Source organism: Helicobacter equorum, from assembly GCF_900198655.1.
Lineage (GTDB): Bacteria > Campylobacterota > Campylobacteria > Campylobacterales > Helicobacteraceae > Helicobacter_F > Helicobacter_F equorum.
In genome coordinates this window covers 1-25,352 of sequence record NZ_FZPO01000011.1, presented here as the reverse complement: position 1 = coordinate 25,352, position 25,352 = coordinate 1, and the positions used below count along the sequence as shown (strand labels likewise).

The following is a 25,352-nucleotide window of genomic DNA, read 5'->3' as shown; positions in this document are numbered from 1 at the left end:
CTCACAAGGCGTGTCATTATGTTGGTGTAAATCTTTTTTAGCAATAGCTACTTCTAAACTCATAGTAGAATCTAACCCATATACTTTCAGCATAGGCGTATCAAACTTAGAATCTGCATACAACATTTGTGTGCCATTGTGATAGCTTGTGATATGTAACACGACTTTATCATCTATTTGCCCTACCTCTTCACCTATCAAACCTACAAAGGCACTCCCAATCACAGATCGCCCATCTCGATCATACACTGCTACATCATTTTCGCACACAACCAATGTCTTTGGAACATCACTAGATTCTGCAGTAGGTGAGGTGGTAGCCACATCGCTAGATTGTGTTTGAAGTAAAGCCTGTGAATCTAGATGATAATCTACGCTAGATTCATCTTTAACCTCTAAAATTTCAGGGGATTGCAACTCGCTATTATTGCTCTCTTGCATAGATTCACTCACTACCTCCTCTGTGGATGTGTTTGTCGTGCTAGATTCTTGTGTTTTTGGTTGACTTAACACAAAAACCGCACTTACCACAACAACTGCTACGACACCAAAGACTAATCGTTGAAAAAATTTATTTTGTGTTTTCATCAAAACTCCTGCAAGATGTTTGCAACTTCTTTAGTATGGTATGAAATGATAATATCTGCACCAGCACGCTTAAAGCAAAGCATAGTTTCCATAAGCACTTTTGGATAATCAATAACCCCTGCTTTTTGTGCTAGTTTAAGCATTGCGTATTCCCCGCTCACATTATACACAGCCAAAGGTAGCAATGTGCGTTCGCGTATATCACGCACGACATCAAGATACGCCAAAGCAGGTTTTACCATTAAAATATCTGCACCCTCACTCTCATCATTAAGGCTTTCTAAAATCGCCTCACGCCTATTAGCTGGATCTTGCTGATAGGTTTTGCGATCCCCAAAACTCGGTGCGGATTGAGCGACATCGCGAAATGGTCCATAATACGCACTAGCAAATTTTGTAGAATACGCCATAATAGGTATATGTGAAAATCCTGCCTTATCTAACCCAAAACGCAAGGCCTCCACGCAACCATCCATCATACTACTAGGGGCTATCATATCTGCACCACTTACACAAAGTACAATGGCTTGTTGCACGAGAATTTCCAAAGTCGCATCATTATCTACAATACCATTTTTATCCAAGATCCCACAATGTCCGTGATCTGTATATTCACAAAAGCATAGATCCACACTCACAAACATTTGTGGCACATATTGTTTAATCGCGCGCAAAGCCTTGGCAATAATGCCATTATCACTCAATGCTTCACTGCCACAAGAATCTTTATGATCTGGAATCCCAAAAAGAATGATATGATAGATTCCAAGCTTGCACAATACTTCGATTTCTTTAAGCACCTCATCAATACTCATCTGAAATACATCTGGTAACGAAGGTACTTCGCGTTTTATACCGCTACCTTCTACAACAAAAAGTGGGTAAATAAAATCACTTACACTCACACTATTTTCACGCACTAAATCTCGCAAATGCGTATGTAATCTTGTGCGCCTTAATCGTCTAAACATACTCTCTCCTTATATGTTAAAGTGTGCTTTGAGTAAGCTCTGGTTTTGCAGGGCGGTTTTTGAGATCACAAAAGTTTTCAACTACACAACCTTTGATAATGAAAATATTTTTACCCTCTTCATGGATATATTTTAGCCTAAAGTTTTGGTTATCCAAAATGTTTTTAATAATATACATACCAAGTCCAAATCCTTGGATATTTTTTTTAGAATCTCGAAAATAAGGCTTAAAATACTCATCTAATCCAAATTTTAAAGGATTGCCAAGATTCTCTATGCACAAACCATCTCCTTGAGTATAAATACACACCTTACCATCATTGCCATACTTCATAGCATTATCAATCATATTTTTTATAGCAATAGCAAAAAGCTCAAAATCCGCTTTGATAAGGGCATAAGGAGATTTGAGTATGATAGGGTTTGGGAGTGTAGAATCTACAAACAACATATGTCGAGTCTGCTCGATCAAATCCTCTAACACAAACTCACTTTTTTTAATCGTATACATACGCGAAACGAGTTGCTCTATCTTAGCAAACTCCGAAATAAGCTCATTTAGACGACTAAATACTGAACAAAGACGATCTTTTTGTTGTGGATTCTCAACCATTTCAGCAGTAATACGTCCCTTAGTGATAGGAGTTTTAAGCTCATGCATAATAGATCGCAAAAACAAAAGGCGCGATTCATTAAGTGCCTTGACCTTATTTGAAAACTTATAAAATTCATTTGCCAAAAGCTCAATCTCATCTTTTGGGTTGCGTTTAGTGCGAATATAATCCACTTGCATAGAGTTAATGTTGGCAATTTTTGATCGCAATGTATTAAGTGGGATAAGTGCCTTTAATAACAGCACATAGAGAAATGTTAGCATCAAAATCCCTGCAAGAGTGATAAGATAAAAACGATCATAAGAGCCTTGCGTCCCATCTCGATACAAAATTGATTCGGTGTTATTTTGGATTAAAATATAAATCCCATTTTTGGTATTGCGAATCTTGGCTATCGTGCCCACAAAACCTTGTGGAATCTCATCTTCCCCATATAATTGCTCTCTAAGACTTTCTTTCACCTCGATAAAACCCAAATCATGCAGGTATTTTTTCACAACATCACCGCCACTGCCAAGTTGCCCAATCTCATTAAGCATCATCACAATTTGGTTATACTTGATAGCATTAAGGTGTTGATCTTCTTCGATTTTATCTTTGATAAAAAAATATGAGAGTGCAAAAAACCCCAGTAGCGCTGCACAAAACAAAAGTGTAATTTTAAAAAATATAGAATTCCAAAAATGCTTCATCTCTCAATACCTCAAATTTTTAGGTTTTGTATTGTAACAAAATGCCTCTATTTCTCCCCTAAAAAGTACCGAATCGATGCAAAACCATATAGATTGTGTATCCTTGCTAATTGCTTGACCTTAAGCGGGGTATCAATCCCTCCGAGTGCAAAAGTATGAGAGAGCGTGTGTGAATCTAAAGTTTGCAATGTATGCACACCAAGTGGTGTACCTTTGTTAGGCGTAGCAAAAATAGGACTTAACATAGCATAGTGTGCGCCATTTTGCAAAGCATCTTGCACCTCTTGTGGTGTATGCGCACTAAAGCCCACCATACACTGCGAGCTAAAATGCTTGATAAGAAAAAAGGCGCTACTTTTTAAATGAATCCCATCAAAATAAGGCAATACAGAATCTAAGACTTCATCATCAAAACCTTGTGAATTTATAAAACAAGTGATATTTCGTGCACGACAAAGCAGGGCAAAATCTTTGGCAAACATCCTATTAGCACTACGATACATCGCATAATCAGGAGAAAAAAATTCTAAAATAGAAGGGAGGGTTTGAAAATAAGAAAACGTAACTTCTGGTGTAATAAGATAGGTTTTCAAGGTAGAAACAACCATTAATGGTCAGAATCTACAAGAACAGCTCCATGCAAATACACATATGTGAGTATCATAAACACAAAAGCTTGCAAAAATGCCATAAATGCCAAAATTGCAAAAGGTAACACAGGCACTACCCAAGGCACAAGTACAAGCATAATAAGCAAGAACATATCATCACCCTTGATATTCCCAAACAAACGAAATGAAAGTGAAACGATACGAGAAAAATGCGAAATAATCTCCACAGGCAACATAAGAGGAATAAGCCACCAAACAGGTCCCGCAAAATGTTTGAAATAGTTTCCTACACCTTGCGCTTTAATTCCCTCGATGTGATAATACACAAACACAACAAGTGCCAAGACAAGCGTAAAACTGAGGCTTGATGAAGGCGCTTCAAAACCTGGAATAATCCCAATAAGATTAGCCGCCAAAACAAATAATCCAATAGTTGCAGCAAGTGGGAAATATTTACGCGCAACCTCCTCACCTACAATATCCTTGGCAAAATTAATCACGCCACTTATAAGCGTTTCAAAAACATTTTGAATACCGCTAGGTACAAGTTGCATTTTACTAGTAGCTAGTGATGCACAAACGAGCAATATAAAGGTGATAAACATAGTATAAGCTGCCACGACAAAATCATGATGTGAGAAAATATGCTCCCAAGAATGTGGATACAATGTCCCTACAAAGGTAAAAACTCTCTCTGTTATATTTACACTCTCCATAAAACTACCTTTCAGATGTATTCGAAAATCACGCTTATTATGCCTTGTTTTGAGTAAAAAAAATCTAAAAAGTTTTAATTTAGATAAACTTTGTATTGATTTTTCGTAAAAAATACATACTTACACAAAACAAAATAAAAAATGGGAGCAAAACGCCAAACTCTGGCTGTAAAATTCCACTGATACTTAACTCTGAAAACGAAAAAAACAATCCCCATATGATAAGTGCGCCTACGATACATGCAAAACTAATCAGTGCAAGATTCCCATAACGCGCAAGTGATGGAATAAAAGTTGCGATGATAAAAATACTTAACGGCACAAAAAATGGCACAATCACAAGAGCATACAAAATAGCGCGCATTTTAATTGTATTTGTGCCTTGCTCAAAAGAAATAAAAAGCGTATCGATCGCATCAAGGATAGAAACGGTGGGCTTGTCTTGAGAAAATGTATCAAGAACCTTTGGACGAAAACCTTTTAGCACTTCTAATTGAGGTAATGCCGTCTTAGTAAGTGCGGTGCCACCTAACTCAAGTTTATCATTAATCACCAAATATGCCACATCATCAAGACGCCAAACATCATCTATGAAAAGGGCAGTTTTTGCCTCATAATAACTACGCAATTCACGATTTTCTAACTCAAAAATCTTGATTCGCTCGGCTTTTGCACCACCATTTTCTAGAGGATAAATCTTGCCCATAAAAATATATTTGTTATCAAATTTTACCAACACATCTTGGCGTGTATTGAGCACAGCTTGATTACTAACAATAGATTCTGCACTCTCTTGGGCATACGCAAATGAAGTGCAATCAAGTCCAATATGCAAACAAGTAATCAAACTTGCAACCAACACAACAGGCTTTAGAATCTGCAATCGAGAATATCCTAATGCCAAAAGTGCGGTAAGTTGGTTGCTCTTTAGAAATGTAATAAGAAACATAATGGCACTAAGCACAAGTGATATAGGGAGTGTGTAGCTCATCGCATAGATGCTATCATAAAACAAAAACAAAATAAAAAGATTCGCAGAATCTGGCAAATCATCTACATATTTCAATGTGTCAATAGCCACAAAAAAAAGTTCCAAAGCAAGAAATATGATAAAAAAATACTTCAAGTAATACGTAATGATAAAACGAAAAAACATATTGCTAAAAAGTCCTTGCTTGTCAAATTAACGCATTCAAAACTACATTATAGCATTTTTTGCACGATATTATCCCAACTGCTTATAGTGAGTGCGAGTCTCTTAAGCTAAGTATGGTTTTTTATGGTTATAATGCGAATCTATAAGTTTAGTTATTTTGCTAAAAGGATCTAAAATGCGATTATTGATGATGTTATTTCTCGTTGGATTATCCGCAATGTTTGGTGCAACAAATGCATTCTCGCAATATAAAAGCTATGAAAATTCTATACTTTCAAACTTTGGCTCAGGGCGAGTGATACGAGCAAGTAGTGATGGCACTACACGTTGGATTCTCTACAATGAAGGTATGCTTGGTTACTCATATGCCAAACTTGGTGAAACATTCTTGCATTCAGCGGACATTGGATATTCTAGCTACATTATGTCTGTCTCTAGTATGCGTGGCGTGTATCCTTATGTGGGTGTAGAAATTACCGTGCCTATCTATATCCGAGAAAAAGGCAATAGCAATGCATTTGCAACCACACCTACTGACTTACCTGGTGGAAGCAAACTCCTAAGTGAAACAGGCTTTAATGGTTGGGGTGTGCAAGTGCCAGTGGTCATCGGTTTGCAGGCAAAGTCCTTTTATATACAAGCTATGGGTGGATACGCCTATCATTCTATCAAAGATGTATTTTACAAAAGTGCTACAGAAAATGATTGGTCACTCACAAACACCTATCAAGGCATCATCTATGGAGCAGGGCTTGGCATTCGTATGCGCAATACCTTTAGTTTTGGGTTACGCTTTGTGATGGGAGATCTTAATAGCACACTAAGAGATCCTGAACAACCAGACTTACAACCACACATCCGTACAAAAGATTTCCAAAGCCGTTATTGGCGAGCTTCTGCCATATTTGGTGTTGTATTTTAGGTAAAAATAATGGGATCTATGATTGACAAAATTCTAAATTATAATATTTTAAACCAAAAGGAGTGTATGATGAAATCAAAAACAATCTTAAAAAATCTTAGAAGAAGATTATTAGGGGGGGGGGTTAGCAGAGGTTAACAACGAGTTACAATTTATCAAAACACTTTTACTTAAACAAGAAAAAGACAATCTCAATATGCTCTTTGATATTGTTTATGAAACAAACTATTGGGGTAATGGCTCTGGGAGTGGTTCAAGTGAAACGCTATGTCAAGATTATGTAGCGTTTTTACAAAATTTTTTCACTACCTACAATATCACAAGTATAGTAGATGCAGGTTGTGGCGATTGGCAGTTTTCTAAAAATATCAATTTTAATGGAATCAAATATCAAGGCTTCGATGTGGCATCATTTGTAATTAATGCTAACACTCGTGCTTATGCCAAGGAAAATATTTCTTTTGAACTATATGACGGGGACTTTAATAAGCTCCCTAGTGCGGATTTATTACTTTGCAAAGACGTCTTACAACACTTGCCAATCGCCAAAATTAAAGAATTTATTGGTATTTTATCAAAATTTAAATACGCCCTTATCACTAATGACATAGGTAAAAACAATAACACTGAAATCTTACCTACGCAAGGAAGGACACTTGATTTGCGCCAAGAGCCATTCAATCTTGAATGTTCTATTGTTTTTGAAATTAATGAAAACCATCCAAAAAACTGGGGAATAGAATCTAAACCTGTAATGTTATGGAAAAATCCAAAGTATCTCTAATACATGTAGGGATAGTAGGATGACTATTTTTATACCTTATAGTGGTATTTGTATTTTTTGGAGTCATTATGATTTACACGACTTTGTATCAGAGTTTACTTGGGAAAATAAGACTTGCTAGCAAAGATCACAAACTCATAGGTTTATGGTTTTTGGGGCAAACAATACATCTACCAAAACTTCATACAGAATCTGCAAACACAAAATCCATAACCCAATACATACAAGTAAAACACGATGATGTGGTCCTTTTACATGCAAAGCAGTGGCTACAACAATATTTTGCAAAGAAGAATCCAAACATTAATGAACTTCCGCTTAATCCTCATGGCAGTGCGTTTGGGAAGCTTGTATGGAATCTCATCACACAGATTCCATATGGGGAAGTTTGTAGCTATGGAGAACTCGCAAAAGAAGTAGCAAAACAAACACACAAAAATGTGATGTCAGCCCAAGCCATTGGTGGAGCACTAAAACGCAATCCCATCGCCATTATCATTCCTTGCCATAGAGTGATTGGAACAAATAAAAAGCTCACAGGATATGCCGGTGGGATTGATAAAAAAATGATGTTGTTAGAACATGAACAATCAGACTTAGAACAGCTGTATCGCTTTCAAAACTTAGCCTAATATAAAAGCTCACACTTCATAACTATCCCCAAGGTATCTAGCACAAAATCCCAAAATCTAGCACGATATTAAAAAATATTTTCTATAATCTTGCCTTTATGTTTATATTTTATATTTTCACTCTCAAAGGATTTTTATGATACATCACGACTTTGGCAAACTGATCTTACGCGTGTGCGTAGGTGGGCTTATGTTATTTCATGGTATCTTTAAATTACAATATGGCATCGATGGCGTTAGTGAACTCTTAGAATCTCGAGGCTTACCAACCTTTATGGCGTATGGCGTGTATGTTGGTGAGATTCTTGCACCACTTTTGATTCTCATAGGATATCGAGTACGTTTAGCGGCACTTGTGGAAATTTTCACAATGCTTATAGCTATTTATAGTGTGTTTGGATTTAGTATCTTTAGTCTAGATAATACTGGAGGATGGGTTATTGAACACCAACTTTTATATATCCTGCCTTGTCTTGCACTCTTTTTTATGGGTGGTGGACGCTATGGCATACACATATTCCTCAAAAAATCGTATTAAGGATTATTATGCTACAAGAAACTATTACAAATGCACTAAAAAGTGTCATTTATCCTAATTTTCAAAAAGACATTGTAAGTTTTGGCTTTCTTAAAGGGATCGATACAAAATCCACGCCACCACGCATTGATATTGCCATTCCTTCAAGCTCTGATGAAATCCTTTTGCAGCTTGGCAATGCCATCAAGCTTGCATTAAAAAATGCAGGAGTAGAAGAAGTAAGTATCAACATCTCTACCCCACAGCCAGCTTCAAAACCTGCCCCAAAAACCAAAAACCTTGCTCCACAAATCAAATCATTTGTTATGGTGAGTTCAGGAAAGGGTGGCGTGGGTAAATCCACAACAAGCACGAATCTCGCCATAGCTCTAGCCCAAGAAGGCAAGCGGGTAGGGTTGCTTGATGCGGATATTTATGGACCAAATATCCCTCGTATGCTTGGCTTACACGCCAATAAAGCTATGGTTGATGAATCCAAAAAGAAAGTAATTCCACTCAAAGCCTATGGTGTGGAAATGATGAGTATAGGTGTGCTTTATGATGAGGGGCAAAGTCTCATATGGCGTGGACCTATGGTAATGAGGGCGATTGAGCAAATGCTCACGGATGTTTTGTGGAGTGATCTTGATGTGCTTATCATTGATATGCCACCAGGCACAGGCGATGCGCAACTCACCCTTGCTCAAAGTGTGCCTGTAAGTGCGGGAATTGTGGTAACTACACCACAAAAAGTAAGCCTAGATGATAGTGCAAGAAGTTTAGATATGTTTAGTAAGCTCAATATTCCAATCGCTGGAATTATCGAAAATATGAGTGGTTTTATCTGCTCAAGTTGTGGGCAAGAATATGATATTTTTGGTAAGGGCACAAGCCAAAGTATCGCAACACAATATAACACAACGACAATCACGCATATACCTCTAGAGCCAAAAGTCCGAGAAGGTGGAGACAATGGCAAGCCTATCGTATTTTTTGAGCCACAAAGCCAAAGTGCCAAAGCATATCTACAAGCCGCACAAGCCCTCATCGCATTTTTAGATAAGGTGCAACGCGAACAACTTGCCGACAACAAGGACATACAACCCACAAACCGCTAAATCTTATACTTGCTTGATTAGTCAAACCAAGCAAGTATATAAGGAGTTTGTTTTGCACACCTATACAGCTGACACCACATACTCCAATACACTCTCACCCATCGCCATACTTGATACCAAAGCACAATGGATAGTATTTCTTGCATTTTGTTTGGGTATATTTGCCATAAATCTCACACTCCAATATTGGCACTATAACACGCTAGATTCAAAAACACCAATTACCATACACGGACAAGTTATTGCACAATACCCAAAAATCTCACCTAAGACAAACTCCACTTATCAAGTCCTTAAAATCCGCACAGAATCTGGAGCAATTTTTTATACAACTTCCAAAGAAGCAATCAAAAATCTCTTGCACATGCACCTAAGAATCTATGGCAAACCTGCCCAATGTAGCTTCTGGCAATATCTTCAATCTTGTTTTATCACAAGTTTTAGTATTTCTTTGGAATCTACACAAGATTATCGCAATACGTTTCGTGAGTTTATAGATTCACAACACACAAATTCTCTCCTTGGATCATTTTACAAAACACTATATATTGCTGACTTTCTCCCAAAAACCTTAAGAGATTTTAGTAATACCATTGGCATTGCGCATCTTATCGCAATTAGTGGCTTTCATCTAGGAATCTTAAGTCTTGTGTTGGGTTTTATATTACATCTTTTATACAAGCCATTGCATAGATTTTTTCCTTATCGTAATAAGTTTTTTGATATTGGCATATTACTGCTTGTTGTGCTTTTTGCCTACCTTGTTGTGCTTAATTTTTCTCCATCATTTCTGCGAGCGTGGGTTATGGCGTGCATAGGGTTTATGATGGTGTATTTTGGAGTTAGGATTTTGCAATTTAAGTTTTTATTTATGATAGGGATTTTGTGTATGAGTTTTTTCCCGCGGCTTATGTTTAGCATTGGCTTTTTTCTCTCATTTTTTGGAGTCTTTTATATTTATGTATTTTTGCACTACTATAGATTCTCATCACGCTCTTTTATATATAATTTTTTGTTTCTCCCACTTGTTTTTAATTTCACAATTTTTGTCAATATGCTAATTTTGGTGCATTTTTTCTTCCCATACTTTAGCTCCTATACTATTATCTCTATTCCAATTACACTTATTTTTGTAATTTTTTTCCCCATAAGTGTTGTTGCACATATGCTAAAAATTGGCTGGATTTTTGATACACCTTTGAGAGCATTGTTTCATCTTAAATTAGATTCTATTGAGGTTTTTACACCGCTATGGCTTTTTATAAGCTATCTTATTATTTCACTTTTTGCCATACGCTCTTTTATTGCTTATTGTATCTCTCTTATTCTTGGCATTTTGTTTTTGGGATATTTATATTACAGCCTGTGGGTGGCATAAGGCAAAACGCCTTTCATATCAAAAATACTATGCTTTGCATACACATACTCTCGCAAATCAATGTCCATAAACACATCATGGGCATTAAGTAGCACGATAATATCAAACTTCTTATGCTCCAAAGATTTTAAAGGCTTAAAACCAAACATTTGCTTTGCCTGTGCTCTATCAATCAAAGGATCGTATACCTTGACCTTAAAACCATATTTTTTAAGTTTTTTACGCAAAATAGGGGTTTTAGAATTACGCATATCGCGACAATTTTCCTTAAATGCTAAGCCCAATAACAATATCTTACTTTTTGATACCACAAGTCCGCAATCTTGAGCAATACTGGTAAGCTTTTTGGCAAGAAATGTCGGCATTCGCTCATTGACAAGGCGTCCCATACTAAGAACTTTTGGTTTGTAATCACACATTTGTAAAATATATGAGAGATAATAAGGATCTACACTGATACAATGTCCTCCCACAAGTCCAGGCGTAAATGGCAAAAAATTCCATTTACTTTTGGCAGCTTCAAGCACCGCATTGGCACTCAAACCCAATCTATCACACATCATCGCCACTTCATTAACAAAGGCGATATTCAGATCACGTTGCGCATTTTCAATAAGCTTTGCCATCTCGGCTACCTCAATACTAGGAGCAACATACAGAGAATCTACCACGCTACCATACATTATCTCCATTCTTTGCCTTGCTTGAGGTGTGTCTGTAGCAATAATTTTAGTAATGGTTTGGAGGGTATGTGCATTATCACCTGGATTAATACGCTCAGGAGAATAGCCGATGAAAAAATCCCTATCTAGCACCAAAGAAGAGCTTTTTTGCAAAACCTTGCCACAATATTCTCGTGTGCAAAACGGATAGGTTGTAGATTCATACACCACCATATCGCCTTTTTTAAGCACACCACCCACGATTTTAGAAGCCTCATCCAAATATCTAAGATCTGGAGTTTTATCAGCAAAAATTGGTGTTGGCACGGCGATAATAAATATCGTAGCCTGCATAAGATCTTGTTGTGTATTACTATAATGCAAAGACTTTGGTGGTATAAAATGTTCTTGTGTATGTTCATCAAAACCATGCTGCAGATCTTGTATGCGTTTAGGATTAGTATCAAATCCAATGACCCTAAAATGTTTAGCCAAAGCAAACGCTAATGGTGTGCCAACATAGCCCAATCCTATGACCGCGATTGTAGTATCAAGTCTAGAGTTATACTTCAATTTGCACCACCATGCCATCACGCATTTCATATACACTAGAATCAAGACTATCATACGCACGATTTTGCCTAAATTCCAACTTCACACCAGCTTTATCCACCCAACCAACAATGCGCGCAGGATTGCCCGTAACAAGTGCATATGCTGGGACATTATGGCTAACAACCGCTCCAGCCCCTATAAGAGCATATGCTCCTATAGTATTACCACAAATAATTGTAGCATTTGCACCAATAGAACAGCCTCTCTCAAGCAAAGTGGGTATATATTGATGTTTGCGAGAAATAAATGCACGAGGATTTTTAATATTTGTAAAAACCACGCTTGGTGCGATAAAGACATCATCACAGATTCTCACACCCTCCACAATACTGACATTGTTTTGGATTCTGACATTATTGCCTATATGCACGTTTTGGGCGATCATACAATTTTGCCCTATCGAACAATTTACACCAATCGCGCTTGAGCCAAAAATATGACAAAAATGCCAAATCTTAGAATCTTTGCCAATCACCGCGCCTTCATCGATGATACTGCTTGGGTGCGCAAAATACTCCATCATGCCAACCCTTTAGCCAATGGGTGATAATCTCCTTTAAGACCAATAGGATCTAACTCTCTTATACGCTCCATAAGCGCAAGACTTGGCATAGTGCTCTCCAAACCAAAGCCTCTATTAGCAAGAATCTCTTCATAACTTTTTGTGTGTAAATCTTCAAAGCCTTGCGTAAATTCTACCTCTTGTGTATCGACACGCATATAACGATAAATATTGCCTCTAGATTCTGGAAGTAATGTCCCATCAATGGATAAAAACCAACGCACGCGCGCATGTTTTAGCCCTAAAAATCCACAGGCTGTGCTAGGAGAGCTATAGTGTAAAATATTTTCTTGACACTCTCCAAACAACAAACATAGCACATCAAATAAATGTATGCCTATATTACAAGCTAACCCACCACTTTTATTTGCATCACCCTTCCATGATTCAAAATACCATAATCCTCGTGCAGTAATATAACTCAAATCCACTTCAAAAATATGGTGAGGATTTTCCTCAAGGTGTGCAAGGATATTTTCTCTAAGAGATATAATCCGTGGATGAAGGCGAAGTTGCAAAATTGTGCTAATACTTTTGCCACTATCACGCTCTAGCTTCATAAGCTCTAAGGCTTGGGTAGTATGTAGTACTACTGGTTTTTCACAAATTGCGTGCATACCATGTGTAAGTGCGAATTCTATATGTTTTTTGTGCCAAAAATTAGGTGTGCAAATACTCATGTATTCAATGGAATGTGTTGGTTTATGAGTATGAAAAGATTCTAAAGAAAGAAAAAATCTAGCATTAGGAAAATAACTATCCAAAATCCCTACACAATCACTTGTATCAATAGCTGCATACAAATTATTGTGCGTATCCCTAATGGCTCGCAAATGCCTAGGAGCAACGAATCCCGCTACCCCAATCAAAACAAAAGAACACATCGTTATGTATTACTTAACTTCGTAATAAAAAACTTGATCTCCCATATCTGTTTTGAGTTTGAGTATATCGCGATTTGCATCTGTGCGAGATTGATAAGGACCAACAAGGTATTTCGTGGTATTTTGTGCACCATAGACACGATAGCTATAATTATTAATTTTATTAAGAAACTCTTTGTTTGGAGTATTTTCAAAAGATCCTACTTGTATGTAATGTCCTTTTTGTGCCACTTGCCCATTTCTGCTTTTATCAACACTCAAAGAAGTTTGTGGTATTTGCGTAACAGGTGCCGGTTTGGTATTAGCGACAGGCTGTGTGCTTTGTGCTACCTGTTGGGGTTGTCTCTGTGGTTGTAGAGGCTGTGTGGGTTGCGCTACTTGTATAGGCTTAGTCGTTGGTTGCGGAGTTTGTTGTTTTGGTGCAGATTGCGTCTGTATAGGTTTTGAAGGCACAGCAGTAGGTGTGCTAGATTCTGATTTAGGAGGTTTGGTAGGTTGTGTGGGTTGGACCACTACAGGTGTGCTCAATGTCCCTTGAGATGCCACTTCTAAAATTGGATCTTGGGAAACCTGGGGTGCATGTTCTGCAGATTGCGTAGTTTGCCTATCCTGAATCTGCTTAACAATCTGTTCAAATCTATCATTTGCCGCAAGATCTGTTGTTTGCACAGGTTGAAATTCTGTATTTTGCATAGTTGCTTGTGTATCAGATTCTGGAGTTTGTTGTTGCAAACCATTTTCGTGAGCAATTTGCTTAGTTGATACCTTATCATCATCACCACTCATAGCAATTGCAGAAACCAATAATATAATAAGCAACACAGCTGCCGCAACTACAAGGAGCATTATTTTTTTGCTACGATTTTGGTACTGCGCTCTATCATCAATCAAAATATCATTAAATTCTCTTTTGTCTTCCATCATATCTCCTTTTATTCTCGTGCATGCTACATGTATTTAGACCAAGAAGCACCCCGCTCCTTGGCAAAAACTCCATAAGGTAGCACAAGAATATTGAAATTTTGTGGTAAATCATCGTTTGGAAACACGCGCCACTCTACCGGACAAGTCTGCGAAAGCTTCATAGATAGTGTGCGTGCCAACCTCTTACCTTCTCCAAGCTCTGTATGTCCTTTATGTACATAAAGATGTAAGTGTCCAGGAGTTTTTGTCGTATAGGCAGTGAAATTAATAAAACCTTCGTTGCGTAGAAGTAATTGTGCCTTATGATAGAATCTCTCGGCATTGCGTCCATTGTAATCAAAAACGATATTCTCGACCTTGTTATCTTTAAGTATCAAAGAATGTGCAATCGTAAGTTCTTTATTCCAATGCTTTCGTATGATTGTAGAGGTTAGCATAGAATCCACTCTCTGAAACTTATCATACAAAATCCTACCGGAATAGACAATTTTTTGTCCTATACTGGTTTGTTTTTGGTAATAATGTGAGGTATCTATCTTAATAAGCTTTAAGTCCATTTCTGTCATTGTCTTTACCTCACCTCAATCATATCACCACAAATTTTAAAAGATAGGCTTATCATAAATAACAAAATCCTTACTAAATTCCTTGATCTCTTCAAAAATCTTATGTTGCAAAGCTGCATTAGAAATATCATCTAAAACATCGGCAATTCTTGATCCAATATAAACAAATTCTTTTTCTTTCATACCCCTTGCTGTCAATGCAGGAGATCCTATACGCACACCACTTGTTACAAATGGGGATCGTTTCTCACCTGGAACGGTATTTTTATTCACCGTGATACCGGCATTACCCAATGCCAAATCCGCATCTTTACCGCTGAAATCCTTATCAAGAAAACTCATCAAAATAAGATGATTGTCTGTCCCACCACTTACAAGCTCATAGCCTCGCTCAACCAAAACTTGTGCCAAAGTTTTGATATTGAGTTTAACTTGTTTAGCATAGTCTTTCCACTCAGGTTTTAGATTCTCTAAAAACCCAGCAGCTTTACCAGCAACAACATGCACTAATGGACCACCTTGTAATCCGGGGAATACGGCCTTATTAATCTTTTGGGCAAGTTCCTCATCATTTGTCATAACCATACCGCCCCTAGGACCACGCAAAGTCTTGTGTGTAGTTGTCGTTACGACATGGCAATGAGGGAATGGATTAGGATATTCTCCGGCCACAACCAATCCTGCCACATGCGCAACATCACCCATAAGCAGTGCCCCGACACTATCCGCTATCTCTCTAAGACGCTTAAAATCTAACTCTCTAGTATACGCAGAAAATCCACACACAAGAATCTTTGGTTGCACGACTTTAGCATATTCTGCAACTTTGTCATAATTTATATATCCATCAAGCTCCACACCATAAAAAAAACTTTGGTAAAGCTGCCCACTCACACTTACTTTAGCACCATGTGTCAAATGCCCACCATGACTTAAATCCATACCCAAAATTTTATCATATGGTTTAAGCAATGCGGCATATACAGCGCCGTTTGCTTGTGACCCAGAATGTGGCTGCACATTAACATGTGCACAACCAAAAAGTTTCTTGGCACGCTCAATAGCCAAATTTTCTATCTCATCAACGAATTCACATCCACCATAATAACGCTTCCCCGGATAACCCTCAGCGTATTTATTTGTGAGGATACTTCCCATAGCTTCCATCACGCTTGGAAATGTGAAGTTTTCACTTGCGATCATCTCTAAATGTGTATTTTGACGCACCAATTCTTTATTGATAAGCGAAAATAATTCTGAATCTTGCTCCAAGTAATAACTCATTATATTCTCCTAATAATCTTTAGTATCTTCTAGCAGTATATCATAATTTAGCTTAGAAGGTTTAAGTGCCGGAAATAAAATCACATCTTTAATACTTCTTTGGTTAGCAAGTAGCATTACCAAACGATCTATTCCTATACCTTCACCTGCAGTAGGGGGCATACCATAGCCCAATGCCCACACAAAATCCTCATCCATATATTGCGCTTCTTCATCACCTGCATCTTTTTGACGCACTTGTTCTTCAAAGCGTTCTTTTTGGTCAAGTGGATCATTGAGTTCATTAAAGCCATTAGCAATCTCTTTGCCACCGATAAAAAGCTCAAAACGCTCTGCCACATCACTTCGTGTTTCACTTCTACGCGCTAATGGACTAAGTTCTATGGGATAATTTGTAATAAATGTTGGATTAATAAGTTTTGGCTCCACAAATTCACTAAATGCCTCATCAAGAAGTTTGCCATAACTCAAATTAGATTCAAGTTTCACGCCATTTGTGCGCAAAAATGCCTCTAACTTTGCTTTATCATGCACAATCTCAGAATCTATACCACCAATTTGACTAAGAGATTCTTTATAGCTAACGCTTTGCCATTGACTAAAATCAATCTCATACTCTCCCCAAGGAAGCTTAGAAGATAAACCTAGTTTTTCAAACAAAAAGCTAAAAAGTTCTCTAGTAAGTATCATCAAATCCTCGAAAGTATGATATGCCCAATAAAACTCGATACTACTAAATTCGGGGTTATGTGTCGCATCTATTCCTTCATTTCTAAAATTCCGATTTATCTCATAAATGGCTTCAAACCCACCAACAATAAGACGTTTAAGATATAATTCTGGCGCGATACGAAGATAACGCTCCACACCCAGGGCATTATGATGAGTAACAAAAGGCTTGGCATTTGCTCCGCCAGGAATTGGGTGTAGCATAGGTGTTTCCACTTCCAAAAAGCCTTTAGAATCAAAAAAATCTCGAATGCATGCAATAATCTTGCTACGCAAAATAAAAGCCTCACGCACTTCTGCATTCACAATCAAATCTACATATCGTTGACGATAGCGTAGCTCCACATCGCTTAACCCATGAAATTTTTCTGGCAATGGCACAATTGCCTTGCTCAAAATTTCAAACTCAAGTGCATGAATACTAAGCTCACCTGTTTTTGTTACAAAAGCAAAACCCATAATACTAACAATATCCCCGACTTCAAGAATCTTTTTCACTTCCTCAAAGCGATCACCTAATTCATTTTTACTCACATATGCCTGCAAAGTCGCACTCTGATCTTGAATCTTAATAAAACACGCTTTACCCATTAAGCGCATAAAACGCACACGCCCTACGATTGTTTCCCTGCTGTGTGAATCTTGAGTATTTGAACCTTCATTATGGAGAAAATTATATTTTTGTAAAAATTCTTTATTGGTAATGGTGCGCTTTGCGTTTGTTTTGTATGGGTTACTTCCCATTTCTCGCAAAAGCGAAGATTTTTTTAATCGTTGCTGAATATAAAAATTCGAAAACATCACTCCCCTTGCTGTGTTATTGTAATTTTTAAGAAATGCATTTTTGCAGTATTGACTAAATCCTTACAAAACTACTTTTGCAAGGTTTGTTGCAAAGCACCCATAGATTCTATAGTATCTAGGACTTTTGCACCTTGGTTCATCTTAGCCATATCGCCTAATGTTTTTGTTGTTTCATTCACAATATCGAGATTCATAATCGCCACAGCAAAGCTTTTCATAATAGGATATAAAAAACTCTCTTGCTCCATTTTTTGCGCAAAATTATGCACAAATGAAATCTGTGTCACACCAAATGCTACAATCGCCACTAACACAAATGATTTACAGAATCCAAAGATAAGTCCCAAAGACCTATCGAGGCGTTCAATCACGGTATTATGTAAACGTCTTGTAATAATTTCACTAACAAAAATTGCTAAAAGCCACACTACACTAAGCACAATCACAAAAGCTAAGATTGCATTAACCTGTGGAGAAAAATTATAAACATGTGCCCCAAAAATTTCGCCTGATTTTGCATTAAAGCGTGCTGCCAAAAATATCCCCACTAGCAATCCAACAAAACTGCCAAAACTTCGCACAAAGCCTTGATAGATACTCTTTGCGCTCAAAAGCACAACCAAAATAAGTAAACAAATATCAATATAACTTATGTATTCCATAATCCAAATCCCCTAATTTATGCATCACAAGGATTTAAGCCTTTAAGACTCTATAAAGATTCCCAAAATCAACCATATAGACAATAAATTATACTCGCGGACGCGCTTCATTTACGCGCAAAGTGCGACCTTCAAAGTCTTTGTTATCAAGGGCTTCAATAGCCTTTAGTGCTGCCTCATCTTCCATTTCTACAAACCCAAACCCCTTAGGTCTACCACTTTCTCTATCATTGATAAGTTTGACAGAAAAAACCTCACCAAATTGTGAAAAAAGCTATTGCACACTTTGTTTAGTCGCTGAATACACCAAATTCCCTACATAAATTGTCTTCACTATAACTCCTTTTTCCTACACTTTAAAATTGTCTCACCAAAAGGAGTTAATACCGCATTCAGTACAACAAACTAAAGAATAGGTTTTCACGATTGTATCCTTATAAGCTTAAGAGAAAACTGAAATTATAAAATTATTCATTTCTTAGCACACTTAGCGCCTCTACCCTTGAGGCTTTGTATGCAGGGTAATACGAAGAAAGACATACAATAATACTAGCTCCCAAAATTGTCAAAACAAAATCCACAAAAGACAAATCCAGAGGCAATTTATTTGTGCCATACACATCCACAGGTAGCGAGATGATAGGGAATGTATCCAACACAAAAAGTACGATAAAATTAAGCACTACACCAAAGATAATTCCACTTCCACCCACAAATAACCCTAGCCAAAAAAATGTCTGTTTAATCTCTTTTTTGCTCACACCCAAAGACAACATAAGAGCAATTTCCTTACGTCTTGTCATCACCACCATAAGCAATGAGCTAATAATATTAAGACTAGCCATCAAAATAATAAGCAAAAGCACAATAAAAAGTGCGCGTTTTTCTAACTCCATTGCCGAAAAAAAGTTACCATTTTGCTCCCACCAGCCTTCTACACCAACCCTTTGTGGAAAATGCTCTTGCAAAAACGCTTTTAAAATTTCAATATCTCGAAATGGATTTGTGCTAAAAATATGGATTCCATCATATAAGCCAGAATCTAGCTTTCTAATTTTTTGCAATGCACCTAAATGTGTATATATATAGGCTTCATTATACGCCTTAAGCCCAGAATCAAACACCCCTGCAACATCAAATCTCTTGCTTACTGGTGCCAATCCTAATGCACTAGGTTCTACACGAGTAAAATAAAACCCCAATTTATCACCCACATCAACAAAATAGCGATTTTGAATCTCTTTACCAACAAGCACCGCAAACTCTTGAGACTTAAAAGCCTCTAACGCCTTAGAATCTAGTGTGCCATCTTGTTTGCTAAAAACCTTACGCACAACCTCGTTAAGTTGTATTTCAGAATCTATATCCACACCTATCATAACAGCGGCACTCATATCATTCCCAACGCGACTTAGGGCATTGTATCGCAGATATGGACTAAAGATAAAATGCGGAAACTCTACTTTTAGGCGTTGTAAGATTTTGTCATCAACACCTTGATATGTGATTGAATACACACTCAAAGGATAATTCATCACAAAAAGCTTTCGCTCAAACTCCTTAGTCATTCCATTCATAATCGCCATCGCCACACAAAGTACCATCACACCAATCCCAACACCAAGAAATGCTAAGATGGCGGTGATACTAATAAATGGTTGTGTTTTATCAAAACGCAAATATTTTGGAAGCAAAAATAACACAAGTTTGTGCATTATGCTAAAAGCCCTTTTTTTGGTCCACTTTTACCATGACAGAGTTTATATTTTTTACCACTCCCACAAGGACAAGGATCATTGCGTGCAATTTTTGTCTGTTTTTTTTGTGCATCTGTGTTGTCTTTATTAAAACTTACATTTGCTTCTTTTAGTTCTTGTAGTACCTTATCAGCAAAATCCTCTACCTGATCTTGTGACTTTAGGCGCACAATTTGCAAGGTTTTTGTTGTTTCGATTTTGAGATTTTCTACAAACTCCAAAAATAAGTTATAGCTTTCTTTTTTGTATTCTACAAGCGGATCTTTTTGATTATAGCCACGTAACCCGATACCTGTTTTGAGATTATCCATCACATACAAATGCTCACGCCACGCATTATCAAGAACTTGCAAATAAATGATACGCTCAATCTCATTGCGGTGAACAGAATCCACAACCGACATTTTCTCCTCATATGCCTGACTTACTTCCCTAAGCAAAGCCTCATATAATTCCTCATATTCAAGATTCTCTAACCCCTTAGGCTCAAAACCCAAATCTTCTCGCACAACAGCTACAAGGCTACTGACATCAAAATCTACACCTGTTTGTTGTGGTAAAACCCCTGCTTTTTGCATAAGAAATGCAATTGTAGATTCACGATTTGTCTCTATTTTTTCGTGCATATCATATTGAGGATTTAACAAATCATCGCGTAATTTATAAATTGCCTTGCGTTGTTCATTTGCTACATCATCATATTCAAGCAAATGCTTACGAGATTCAAAGTGCAAATTTTCTACCTTTTTTTGTGCATTCTCTACCGAACGCGTTACAAGGCTAGATTCTATATGTTCGCCATCTTCGAGCCCTAAGCGCTCCATAATACCCTTAAGCTTGTCGCTACCAAAAATCCGCAACAAAGAATCTTCAAGGCTCAGGTAAAATTGACTAACTCCGGGATCTCCTTGCCGTCCAGCACGACCTCGTAGCTGATTATCAATCCGCCTACTTTCATGCCGTTCTGTCCCGATAATATACAATCCGCCTAATTCGCGCACCTCATCATCAATTTTAATATCCACACCTCGCCCTGCCATATTTGTGGCAATCGTAACCGCACCTTTTTTCCCAGCATCCTTGATAATTTCTGCTTCCTTGGCGTGTTGCTTGGCATTCAACATTGTGTGAGGGATTCTGCTTTTTTTAAGTAATTCATGAAGCAATTCACTGCGCTCAATACTCGCTGTCCCCACAAGCACAGGTTGACCTCGCTTATATAGCTCTGTAATCTTAGCAATCACTGCCTCAAATTTTTCACGCTCACTTTTATAAATAAGATCATTTAAGTCTTTTCTTTGCACAGGGACATTGGTAGGAATAGACACAACATCAAGATTATAAATTTGCAAAAACTCACTCGCTTCTGTTTGTGCCGTACCAGTCATACCTGCAAGCTTGTCATAAAGCCTAAAGTAATTTTGAAATGTAATATCAGCAAGTGTTTGGGATTCTTCTTTGATATCAACCTTTTCTTTTGCCTCAATAGCTTGGTGTAAACCCTCACTAAATCGCCTGCCCTCACTAAGTCTGCCAGTAAATTCATCAACAATCACCACCTCACCATCACGCACAACATAATCTTTGTCTTTCATAAACAAATAGTTTGCTTTGAGAGCCTGATCAAGATGATGAGAGAGTGCGGCATTTTCAATACTATAAAGATTATCGACACCAAAGAATTCTTCAGCATTCTTAATGCCCTCTTCTGTAAGCAAAATAACACGATTTTTTTCATCTATATGAAAATCCTGCTCGTTTTGGAGTTTTTGTGCCACAGAATTAGCAAGTTGGTAGTTTTCCATTGTGCGATTGACAGGTGCAGAAATAATAAGTGGTGTGCGTGCCTCATCAATAAGAATAGAATCTACCTCATCAACAATGGCAAAAAAATGATGTTTTTGCACCTTTTGATTAAGATCATATTTCATATTATCGCGAAGATAATCAAAGCCAAATTCATTATTTGTCCCATACACGATATTGGCGCCATAGCATTCTATTTTTGTTTCATCATCGCGTAAATCTGAAGTAATAATCCCAACACTTAAACCCAAAAAATTATACAATGGCTCTAGCTCACCTCCATCGCGCTTAGCAAGATAGTCATTGACTGTTATCACATGCACGCTTTTACCACTAAGTGCATTAAGACACGCAACAAGTGTCGCTACAAGCGTTTTACCCTCACCAGTTTTCATTTCAGCAATACGCCCATCATGAAGTGCCATCCCGCCAATGAGTTGCACATCAAAATGTCGCATACCAAGCACCCTTTTGGATGCCTCACGCGTAATTGCAAAACTTTCACACAACACAGAATCTATGCTTTTACCCTCTTGTTGCACTGCAATTTTTAGCGCTTCAAATTCCGATTTTAATGCACTATCATCAAGCTCGGCATAACGAGATTCTAGCGCATTAATCACACGCACCTTTTCTTGATACACCTTGAGCATTTTTGTATTTTTCGAACCCAAAATCTTTTCAATAATCTTGCGTATCATAGCTTTATCCTTATTGCAATATCATTAAATAATTTTCTTAATGTAGGGCACGCACCAATAGCACATTAGATAAAAAGCGAATCTACACTTTCGCTATGATGGATTCTGCGTATCACTTCGGCAAAAAGTGGCACAACACTAAGCACTTTGATTTTAGCACTTTTGTGCACCAAAGGAATAGAATTAGTTACCACGACTTCATCAAGCACACTTTTTTCTATGCGATCAAATGCAGGACCACTCAGCACTGGGTGTGTCCCAAGAGCGAGCACACTCTTTGCACCTCGTTGTTTAAGCACATTGGCAGCCTTACACATCGTCCCAGCAGTATCAATCATATCATCAATCAAAATGACATCTTTCCCATTCACATCACCGATGATATTCATCACTTCGCTTTGGTTAGCTTTTTCGCGTTTTTTATCAACAATCACCAAATCAAGTCCAAGTTTATTTGCAAAATATCTAGCCCTAGCAACACCCCCAATATCAGGACTTGCTACGATAGGATCGCTAAAGTGCTTAGATTTAATATAATCACGAAATACCACAGAGCCATACAAATTATCAACAGGAATATCAAAAAAACCTTGAATCTGCCCTGCGTGCAAATCCATAGTGATAAGGCGATCTATTCCAGCATTTTGGATAATATTAGCCACTAACTTTGCAGAAATAGGCACACGCGGTGCAGCCTTGCGATCTTGCCTTGCATAACCAAAATATGGCACAACTGCATTAATCGTATTTGCCGCACTCCGCTTTAGTGCATCGGTCATAATCAAAAGCTCCATAAGATTATCATTTGTGGGAGCACAAGTAGGTTGGATAATAAATACATCTTTGCCACGCACAGATTCACCAATTTGCACATTGATTTCTCCATCACTAAAACGCGTGATAGACGCACTAGAGAGTAAAATGTCTAAATACTTACTAATCTCGCTACCAAACTCTGGGTGTGCCGATCCGCAAAAAACCTTATAACTCCTCATTGCCTACCTTTTATTCCTCTAAATTAAACTCTGCATTATAAAAAACTTTAGCTTAAATCTTGACCCTTTTTATCCTTAGGACTTATAAGAATGGGTACACCACTAAAATCGTAGCACTCACGCAAAGAATTAACAAGATAACGCCTATAACTAAAATGCAAGCTTTTTGGACGATTCATAACAAGAGAAATTTGAGGTGGACGCGTGTCAAACTGCGTAGCATAATAAATCTTTACAATCTTGCCATGATCACTTGGAAGATGATGTTTTTTTGTAGCCTCAAGGATTAGGGCATTAAGTTCAGAAGTGGGGATACGGCGATTAAAGTTCTCCCACACTGCTAGAATCTGCTTTTTTAGCGTTGTAGTATTACGCTTTGTGAGGGCACTTACACACACCACCGGCGCGTATTCTAAGAATCTAAACTTATAACGCAATTCTTTCATCATAGCCTTATGGTGTGTGTGTGCTTTATCCCATTTATTAAGCACGATAATAACCCCAAGATTATGCTTGGGGACAAGTGCGCTAATTTTTTCATCAAGCTCGACAAAGCCCTCACTCGCATCAAGCACAAGGAGTGCAATATGAGATTTTTCTAAAGCCTTATTTGTCCTATCAAGCGCATATTTTTCGATACCCTCAATCTTACCTGCACGGCGTATTCCTGCGGTATCAATAAATTCAAATGTTTGATTTTCAAACTCTGTGCGCTCATCGACTGGATCAATGGTTGTGCCAGCGACATCACTAACAATGCTACGCTCTATGCCCAAAAGTGCGTTAAGCAATGAGCTTTTACCCACATTCACACGCCCAATAATCCCTACCTTGATAAGATTTTCATCAGATTGTGTATGAATAGAATCTGCATCAGAATCTAAAGATTGTGTAGACTGCATAGTCTTAGCGGAGCGCAAAAACTCCTCTAAACTCTCAATATCATCAGGATTTTTTTGTACCAAGTCCAACGCCGCACCAATGGATTCAAGCAAGATACTTAAACCACGATTATGGCTTACAGAAACAAAAAATAATTCCTCCACGCCAAGCTTTTGGAATTCCCACCCGCTTTCTTTGAGCTTGTCATTATCGATTTTATTTAGCACCAAAAAGACACGCTTATATTTTTGAATCTTGCGTAATACTTCTTTATCTTCATCATCGATTGCCCCACGCCCATCGACCATATACAATACCAAATCCGCACTAAGCCCTGCCTGTATACTCGCACTAGAAACGCGTTTAAAAAGTTCAGCCTGTTTGTAGGCATGTTTTTTTTGTTTTTTATCGGTAAGAGATTCTGCATTTTGCTTGGCATCAATACCACCTGTGTCAAGCAAAATGTATGAAATACCATTGATACGACACACACCCTTTTTAATATCTCGTGTCGTCCCACTCACATCAGAAGTAATAGCATCTAATTGATTGCACAGGCGGTTAAATAGTGAGCTTTTACCCACATTTGGCTTGCCCAAAATCGCAATGGTTTTCATCACGCTCCCTTAAAGCAAAGAAAATTTAGGCGATATGTTACAGTAACTTTGATACAAAACATATTAAAGGTTAGTAATGAAAGGCATTCTAGGTATTTTATTTATGGTATGCGGTGCATTTGCAGATACATTTGTCCTCTCTCAAGAACCCCAAACACACAATCAAATCGGCTTTGTCGAGGGCAATTCCTACCCACTACAAA

Annotated in this window: 24 protein-coding genes and 1 pseudogene; 6 read left to right on the top strand and 19 right to left on the bottom strand. The window is 37.7% G+C overall.

Features of this window, described 5'->3' with window-relative positions; translation table 11 throughout:
* The 6 genes from C6H22_RS02810 to C6H22_RS02785 all read right to left on the bottom strand — a co-directional run.
* Window positions 1-588, bottom strand: a 588-nt coding sequence (locus C6H22_RS02810; protein WP_158654601.1) for a hypothetical protein, incomplete at its 3' end; no start/stop codon positions are given.
* On the bottom strand, window positions 588-1,559 hold the full coding sequence (gene hemB / locus C6H22_RS02805; RefSeq protein WP_104693823.1) for a porphobilinogen synthase: 972 nt from the start codon (window positions 1,557-1,559) through the stop codon (window positions 588-590). The genes C6H22_RS02810 and hemB, both read right to left, overlap by 1 nt.
* 16 nt (window positions 1,560-1,575) lie before the next feature.
* Window positions 1,576-2,865: an ArsS family sensor histidine kinase gene (locus C6H22_RS02800; RefSeq protein WP_104693822.1), complete on the bottom strand. Its 1,290-nt coding sequence runs from the start codon at window positions 2,863-2,865 to the stop codon at window positions 1,576-1,578.
* 47 nt (window positions 2,866-2,912) lie between these two features.
* Complete coding sequence (locus C6H22_RS02795) at window positions 2,913-3,458, bottom strand: thiamine phosphate synthase (protein ID WP_158654600.1); 546 nt, start codon at window positions 3,456-3,458, stop codon at window positions 2,913-2,915.
* Window positions 3,459-3,472: 14 nt separating this feature from the next.
* Window positions 3,473-4,177 (bottom strand): F0F1 ATP synthase subunit A, encoded by a 705-nt coding sequence (locus tag C6H22_RS02790; RefSeq protein ID WP_382275996.1) that lies wholly within the window; start codon window positions 4,175-4,177, stop codon window positions 3,473-3,475.
* 94 nt (window positions 4,178-4,271) lie between these two features.
* Window positions 4,272-5,348, bottom strand: a complete 1,077-nt coding sequence (locus C6H22_RS02785) for an LptF/LptG family permease (protein ID WP_104693819.1) — start codon at window positions 5,346-5,348, stop codon at window positions 4,272-4,274.
* A 175-nt stretch (window positions 5,349-5,523) separates the two neighbouring features.
* On the opposite strand from C6H22_RS02785, the gene C6H22_RS02780 reads away from it, so the two are divergent.
* From C6H22_RS02780 to C6H22_RS02755, 6 genes are all read left to right on the top strand, one after another.
* Window positions 5,524-6,270, top strand: a complete 747-nt coding sequence (locus C6H22_RS02780) for a hypothetical protein (RefSeq protein WP_104693818.1) — start codon at window positions 5,524-5,526, stop codon at window positions 6,268-6,270.
* 196 nt (window positions 6,271-6,466) lie between these two features.
* Window positions 6,467-7,054, top strand: coding sequence for a methyltransferase (locus C6H22_RS02775; RefSeq protein WP_104693817.1), 588 nt, complete (start codon window positions 6,467-6,469; stop codon window positions 7,052-7,054).
* 68 nt (window positions 7,055-7,122) lie between these two features.
* Window positions 7,123-7,686: a methylated-DNA--[protein]-cysteine S-methyltransferase gene (locus C6H22_RS02770; protein ID WP_104693816.1), complete on the top strand. Its 564-nt coding sequence runs from the start codon at window positions 7,123-7,125 to the stop codon at window positions 7,684-7,686.
* A gap of 136 nt (window positions 7,687-7,822) precedes the next feature.
* The gene (locus C6H22_RS02765; RefSeq protein ID WP_104693815.1) at window positions 7,823-8,224 is read left to right on the top strand and encodes a DoxX family protein; all 402 of its coding nucleotides are present in this window, start codon (window positions 7,823-7,825) and stop codon (window positions 8,222-8,224) included.
* Window positions 8,225-8,232: 8 nt separating this feature from the next.
* On the top strand, window positions 8,233-9,321 hold the full coding sequence (locus tag C6H22_RS02760) for an Mrp/NBP35 family ATP-binding protein (protein WP_104693814.1): 1,089 nt from the start codon (window positions 8,233-8,235) through the stop codon (window positions 9,319-9,321).
* A 52-nt stretch (window positions 9,322-9,373) separates the two neighbouring features.
* A complete protein-coding gene (locus C6H22_RS02755) occupies window positions 9,374-10,699 on the top strand; it encodes a ComEC/Rec2 family competence protein (RefSeq protein WP_104693813.1) in 1,326 nt (441 codons plus the stop codon).
* Here C6H22_RS02755 and C6H22_RS02750 read toward each other — a convergent pair.
* From C6H22_RS02750 to der, 13 genes and pseudogenes are all read right to left on the bottom strand, one after another.
* Entirely contained in the window at window positions 10,678-11,934 is a 1,257-nt protein-coding gene (locus C6H22_RS02750; protein WP_158654599.1) for a nucleotide sugar dehydrogenase, read from the bottom strand. The two genes, C6H22_RS02755 and C6H22_RS02750, sit on opposite strands and share 22 nt — an antisense overlap.
* The gene (locus tag C6H22_RS02745) at window positions 11,924-12,496 is read right to left on the bottom strand and encodes an acyltransferase (RefSeq protein WP_104693824.1); all 573 of its coding nucleotides are present in this window, start codon (window positions 12,494-12,496) and stop codon (window positions 11,924-11,926) included. The genes C6H22_RS02750 and C6H22_RS02745 overlap by 11 nt, the downstream gene beginning before the upstream one ends.
* On the bottom strand, window positions 12,496-13,422 hold the full coding sequence (locus C6H22_RS02740; protein WP_104693811.1) for a Gfo/Idh/MocA family oxidoreductase: 927 nt from the start codon (window positions 13,420-13,422) through the stop codon (window positions 12,496-12,498). Before C6H22_RS02740 ends, C6H22_RS02745 begins: the two co-directional genes overlap by 1 nt.
* 9 nt (window positions 13,423-13,431) lie before the next feature.
* Entirely contained in the window at window positions 13,432-14,343 is a 912-nt protein-coding gene (locus C6H22_RS02735; RefSeq protein ID WP_104693810.1) for an SPOR domain-containing protein, read from the bottom strand.
* A gap of 26 nt (window positions 14,344-14,369) precedes the next feature.
* Window positions 14,370-14,912 carry a DUF1882 domain-containing protein gene (locus C6H22_RS02730; RefSeq protein WP_104693809.1) on the bottom strand — a complete coding sequence of 181 codons (543 nt, stop codon included), beginning with the start codon at window positions 14,910-14,912 and terminating at the stop codon, window positions 14,370-14,372.
* A 36-nt stretch (window positions 14,913-14,948) separates the two neighbouring features.
* On the bottom strand, window positions 14,949-16,196 hold the full coding sequence (locus C6H22_RS02725) for a serine hydroxymethyltransferase (RefSeq protein WP_104693808.1): 1,248 nt from the start codon (window positions 16,194-16,196) through the stop codon (window positions 14,949-14,951).
* Between the two features lie 9 nt (window positions 16,197-16,205).
* The gene (gene lysS / locus C6H22_RS02720) at window positions 16,206-17,726 is read right to left on the bottom strand and encodes a lysine--tRNA ligase (RefSeq protein ID WP_104693807.1); all 1,521 of its coding nucleotides are present in this window, start codon (window positions 17,724-17,726) and stop codon (window positions 16,206-16,208) included.
* A gap of 71 nt (window positions 17,727-17,797) precedes the next feature.
* The gene (locus tag C6H22_RS02715; RefSeq protein WP_104693806.1) at window positions 17,798-18,391 is read right to left on the bottom strand and encodes a CvpA family protein; all 594 of its coding nucleotides are present in this window, start codon (window positions 18,389-18,391) and stop codon (window positions 17,798-17,800) included.
* 88 nt (window positions 18,392-18,479) lie between these two features.
* Window positions 18,480-18,725: pseudogene (locus tag C6H22_RS02710) on the bottom strand (RNA recognition motif domain-containing protein).
* A gap of 133 nt (window positions 18,726-18,858) precedes the next feature.
* On the bottom strand, window positions 18,859-20,106 hold the full coding sequence (locus C6H22_RS02705) for an ABC transporter permease (protein WP_104693805.1): 1,248 nt from the start codon (window positions 20,104-20,106) through the stop codon (window positions 18,859-18,861).
* Window positions 20,106-22,655, bottom strand: coding sequence for a preprotein translocase subunit SecA (gene secA / locus C6H22_RS02700; protein WP_104693804.1), 2,550 nt, complete (start codon window positions 22,653-22,655; stop codon window positions 20,106-20,108). The genes C6H22_RS02705 and secA overlap by 1 nt, the downstream gene beginning before the upstream one ends.
* A 65-nt stretch (window positions 22,656-22,720) precedes the next feature.
* On the bottom strand, window positions 22,721-23,650 hold the full coding sequence (locus C6H22_RS02695; RefSeq protein WP_104693803.1) for a ribose-phosphate pyrophosphokinase: 930 nt from the start codon (window positions 23,648-23,650) through the stop codon (window positions 22,721-22,723).
* A 47-nt stretch (window positions 23,651-23,697) separates the two neighbouring features.
* A complete protein-coding gene (der, locus tag C6H22_RS02690; RefSeq protein WP_104693802.1) occupies window positions 23,698-25,149 on the bottom strand; it encodes a ribosome biogenesis GTPase Der in 1,452 nt (483 codons plus the stop codon).
* Between the last annotated feature and the right edge of the window lie 203 nt (window positions 25,150-25,352).

Coding starts and splice junctions, on each gene's coding strand:
- hemB (WP_104693823.1), bottom strand. CDS start 1,559: ATGTTTAGACGATTAAGGCGCACAAGATTACATACGCATTTGCGAGAT.
- C6H22_RS02800 (WP_104693822.1), bottom strand. CDS start 2,865: ATGAAGCATTTTTGGAATTCTATATTTTTTAAAATTACACTTTTGTTT.
- C6H22_RS02785 (WP_104693819.1), bottom strand. CDS start 5,348: ATGTTTTTTCGTTTTATCATTACGTATTACTTGAAGTATTTTTTTATC.
- C6H22_RS02780 (WP_104693818.1), top strand. CDS start 5,524: ATGCGATTATTGATGATGTTATTTCTCGTTGGATTATCCGCAATGTTT.
- C6H22_RS02775 (WP_104693817.1), top strand. CDS start 6,467: ATGCTCTTTGATATTGTTTATGAAACAAACTATTGGGGTAATGGCTCT.
- C6H22_RS02770 (WP_104693816.1), top strand. CDS start 7,123: ATGATTTACACGACTTTGTATCAGAGTTTACTTGGGAAAATAAGACTT.
- C6H22_RS02765 (WP_104693815.1), top strand. CDS start 7,823: ATGATACATCACGACTTTGGCAAACTGATCTTACGCGTGTGCGTAGGT.
- C6H22_RS02760 (WP_104693814.1), top strand. CDS start 8,233: ATGCTACAAGAAACTATTACAAATGCACTAAAAAGTGTCATTTATCCT.
- C6H22_RS02745 (WP_104693824.1), bottom strand. CDS start 12,496: ATGGAGTATTTTGCGCACCCAAGCAGTATCATCGATGAAGGCGCGGTG.
- C6H22_RS02740 (WP_104693811.1), bottom strand. CDS start 13,422: ATGTGTTCTTTTGTTTTGATTGGGGTAGCGGGATTCGTTGCTCCTAGG.
- C6H22_RS02735 (WP_104693810.1), bottom strand. CDS start 14,343: ATGGAAGACAAAAGAGAATTTAATGATATTTTGATTGATGATAGAGCG.
- C6H22_RS02730 (WP_104693809.1), bottom strand. CDS start 14,912: ATGACAGAAATGGACTTAAAGCTTATTAAGATAGATACCTCACATTAT.
- C6H22_RS02725 (WP_104693808.1), bottom strand. CDS start 16,196: ATGAGTTATTACTTGGAGCAAGATTCAGAATTATTTTCGCTTATCAAT.
- lysS (WP_104693807.1), bottom strand. CDS start 17,726: ATGTTTTCGAATTTTTATATTCAGCAACGATTAAAAAAATCTTCGCTT.
- C6H22_RS02715 (WP_104693806.1), bottom strand. CDS start 18,391: ATGGAATACATAAGTTATATTGATATTTGTTTACTTATTTTGGTTGTG.
- C6H22_RS02705 (WP_104693805.1), bottom strand. CDS start 20,106: ATGCACAAACTTGTGTTATTTTTGCTTCCAAAATATTTGCGTTTTGAT.
- secA (WP_104693804.1), bottom strand. CDS start 22,655: ATGATACGCAAGATTATTGAAAAGATTTTGGGTTCGAAAAATACAAAA.
- C6H22_RS02695 (WP_104693803.1), bottom strand. CDS start 23,650: ATGAGGAGTTATAAGGTTTTTTGCGGATCGGCACACCCAGAGTTTGGT.
- der (WP_104693802.1), bottom strand. CDS start 25,149: ATGAAAACCATTGCGATTTTGGGCAAGCCAAATGTGGGTAAAAGCTCA.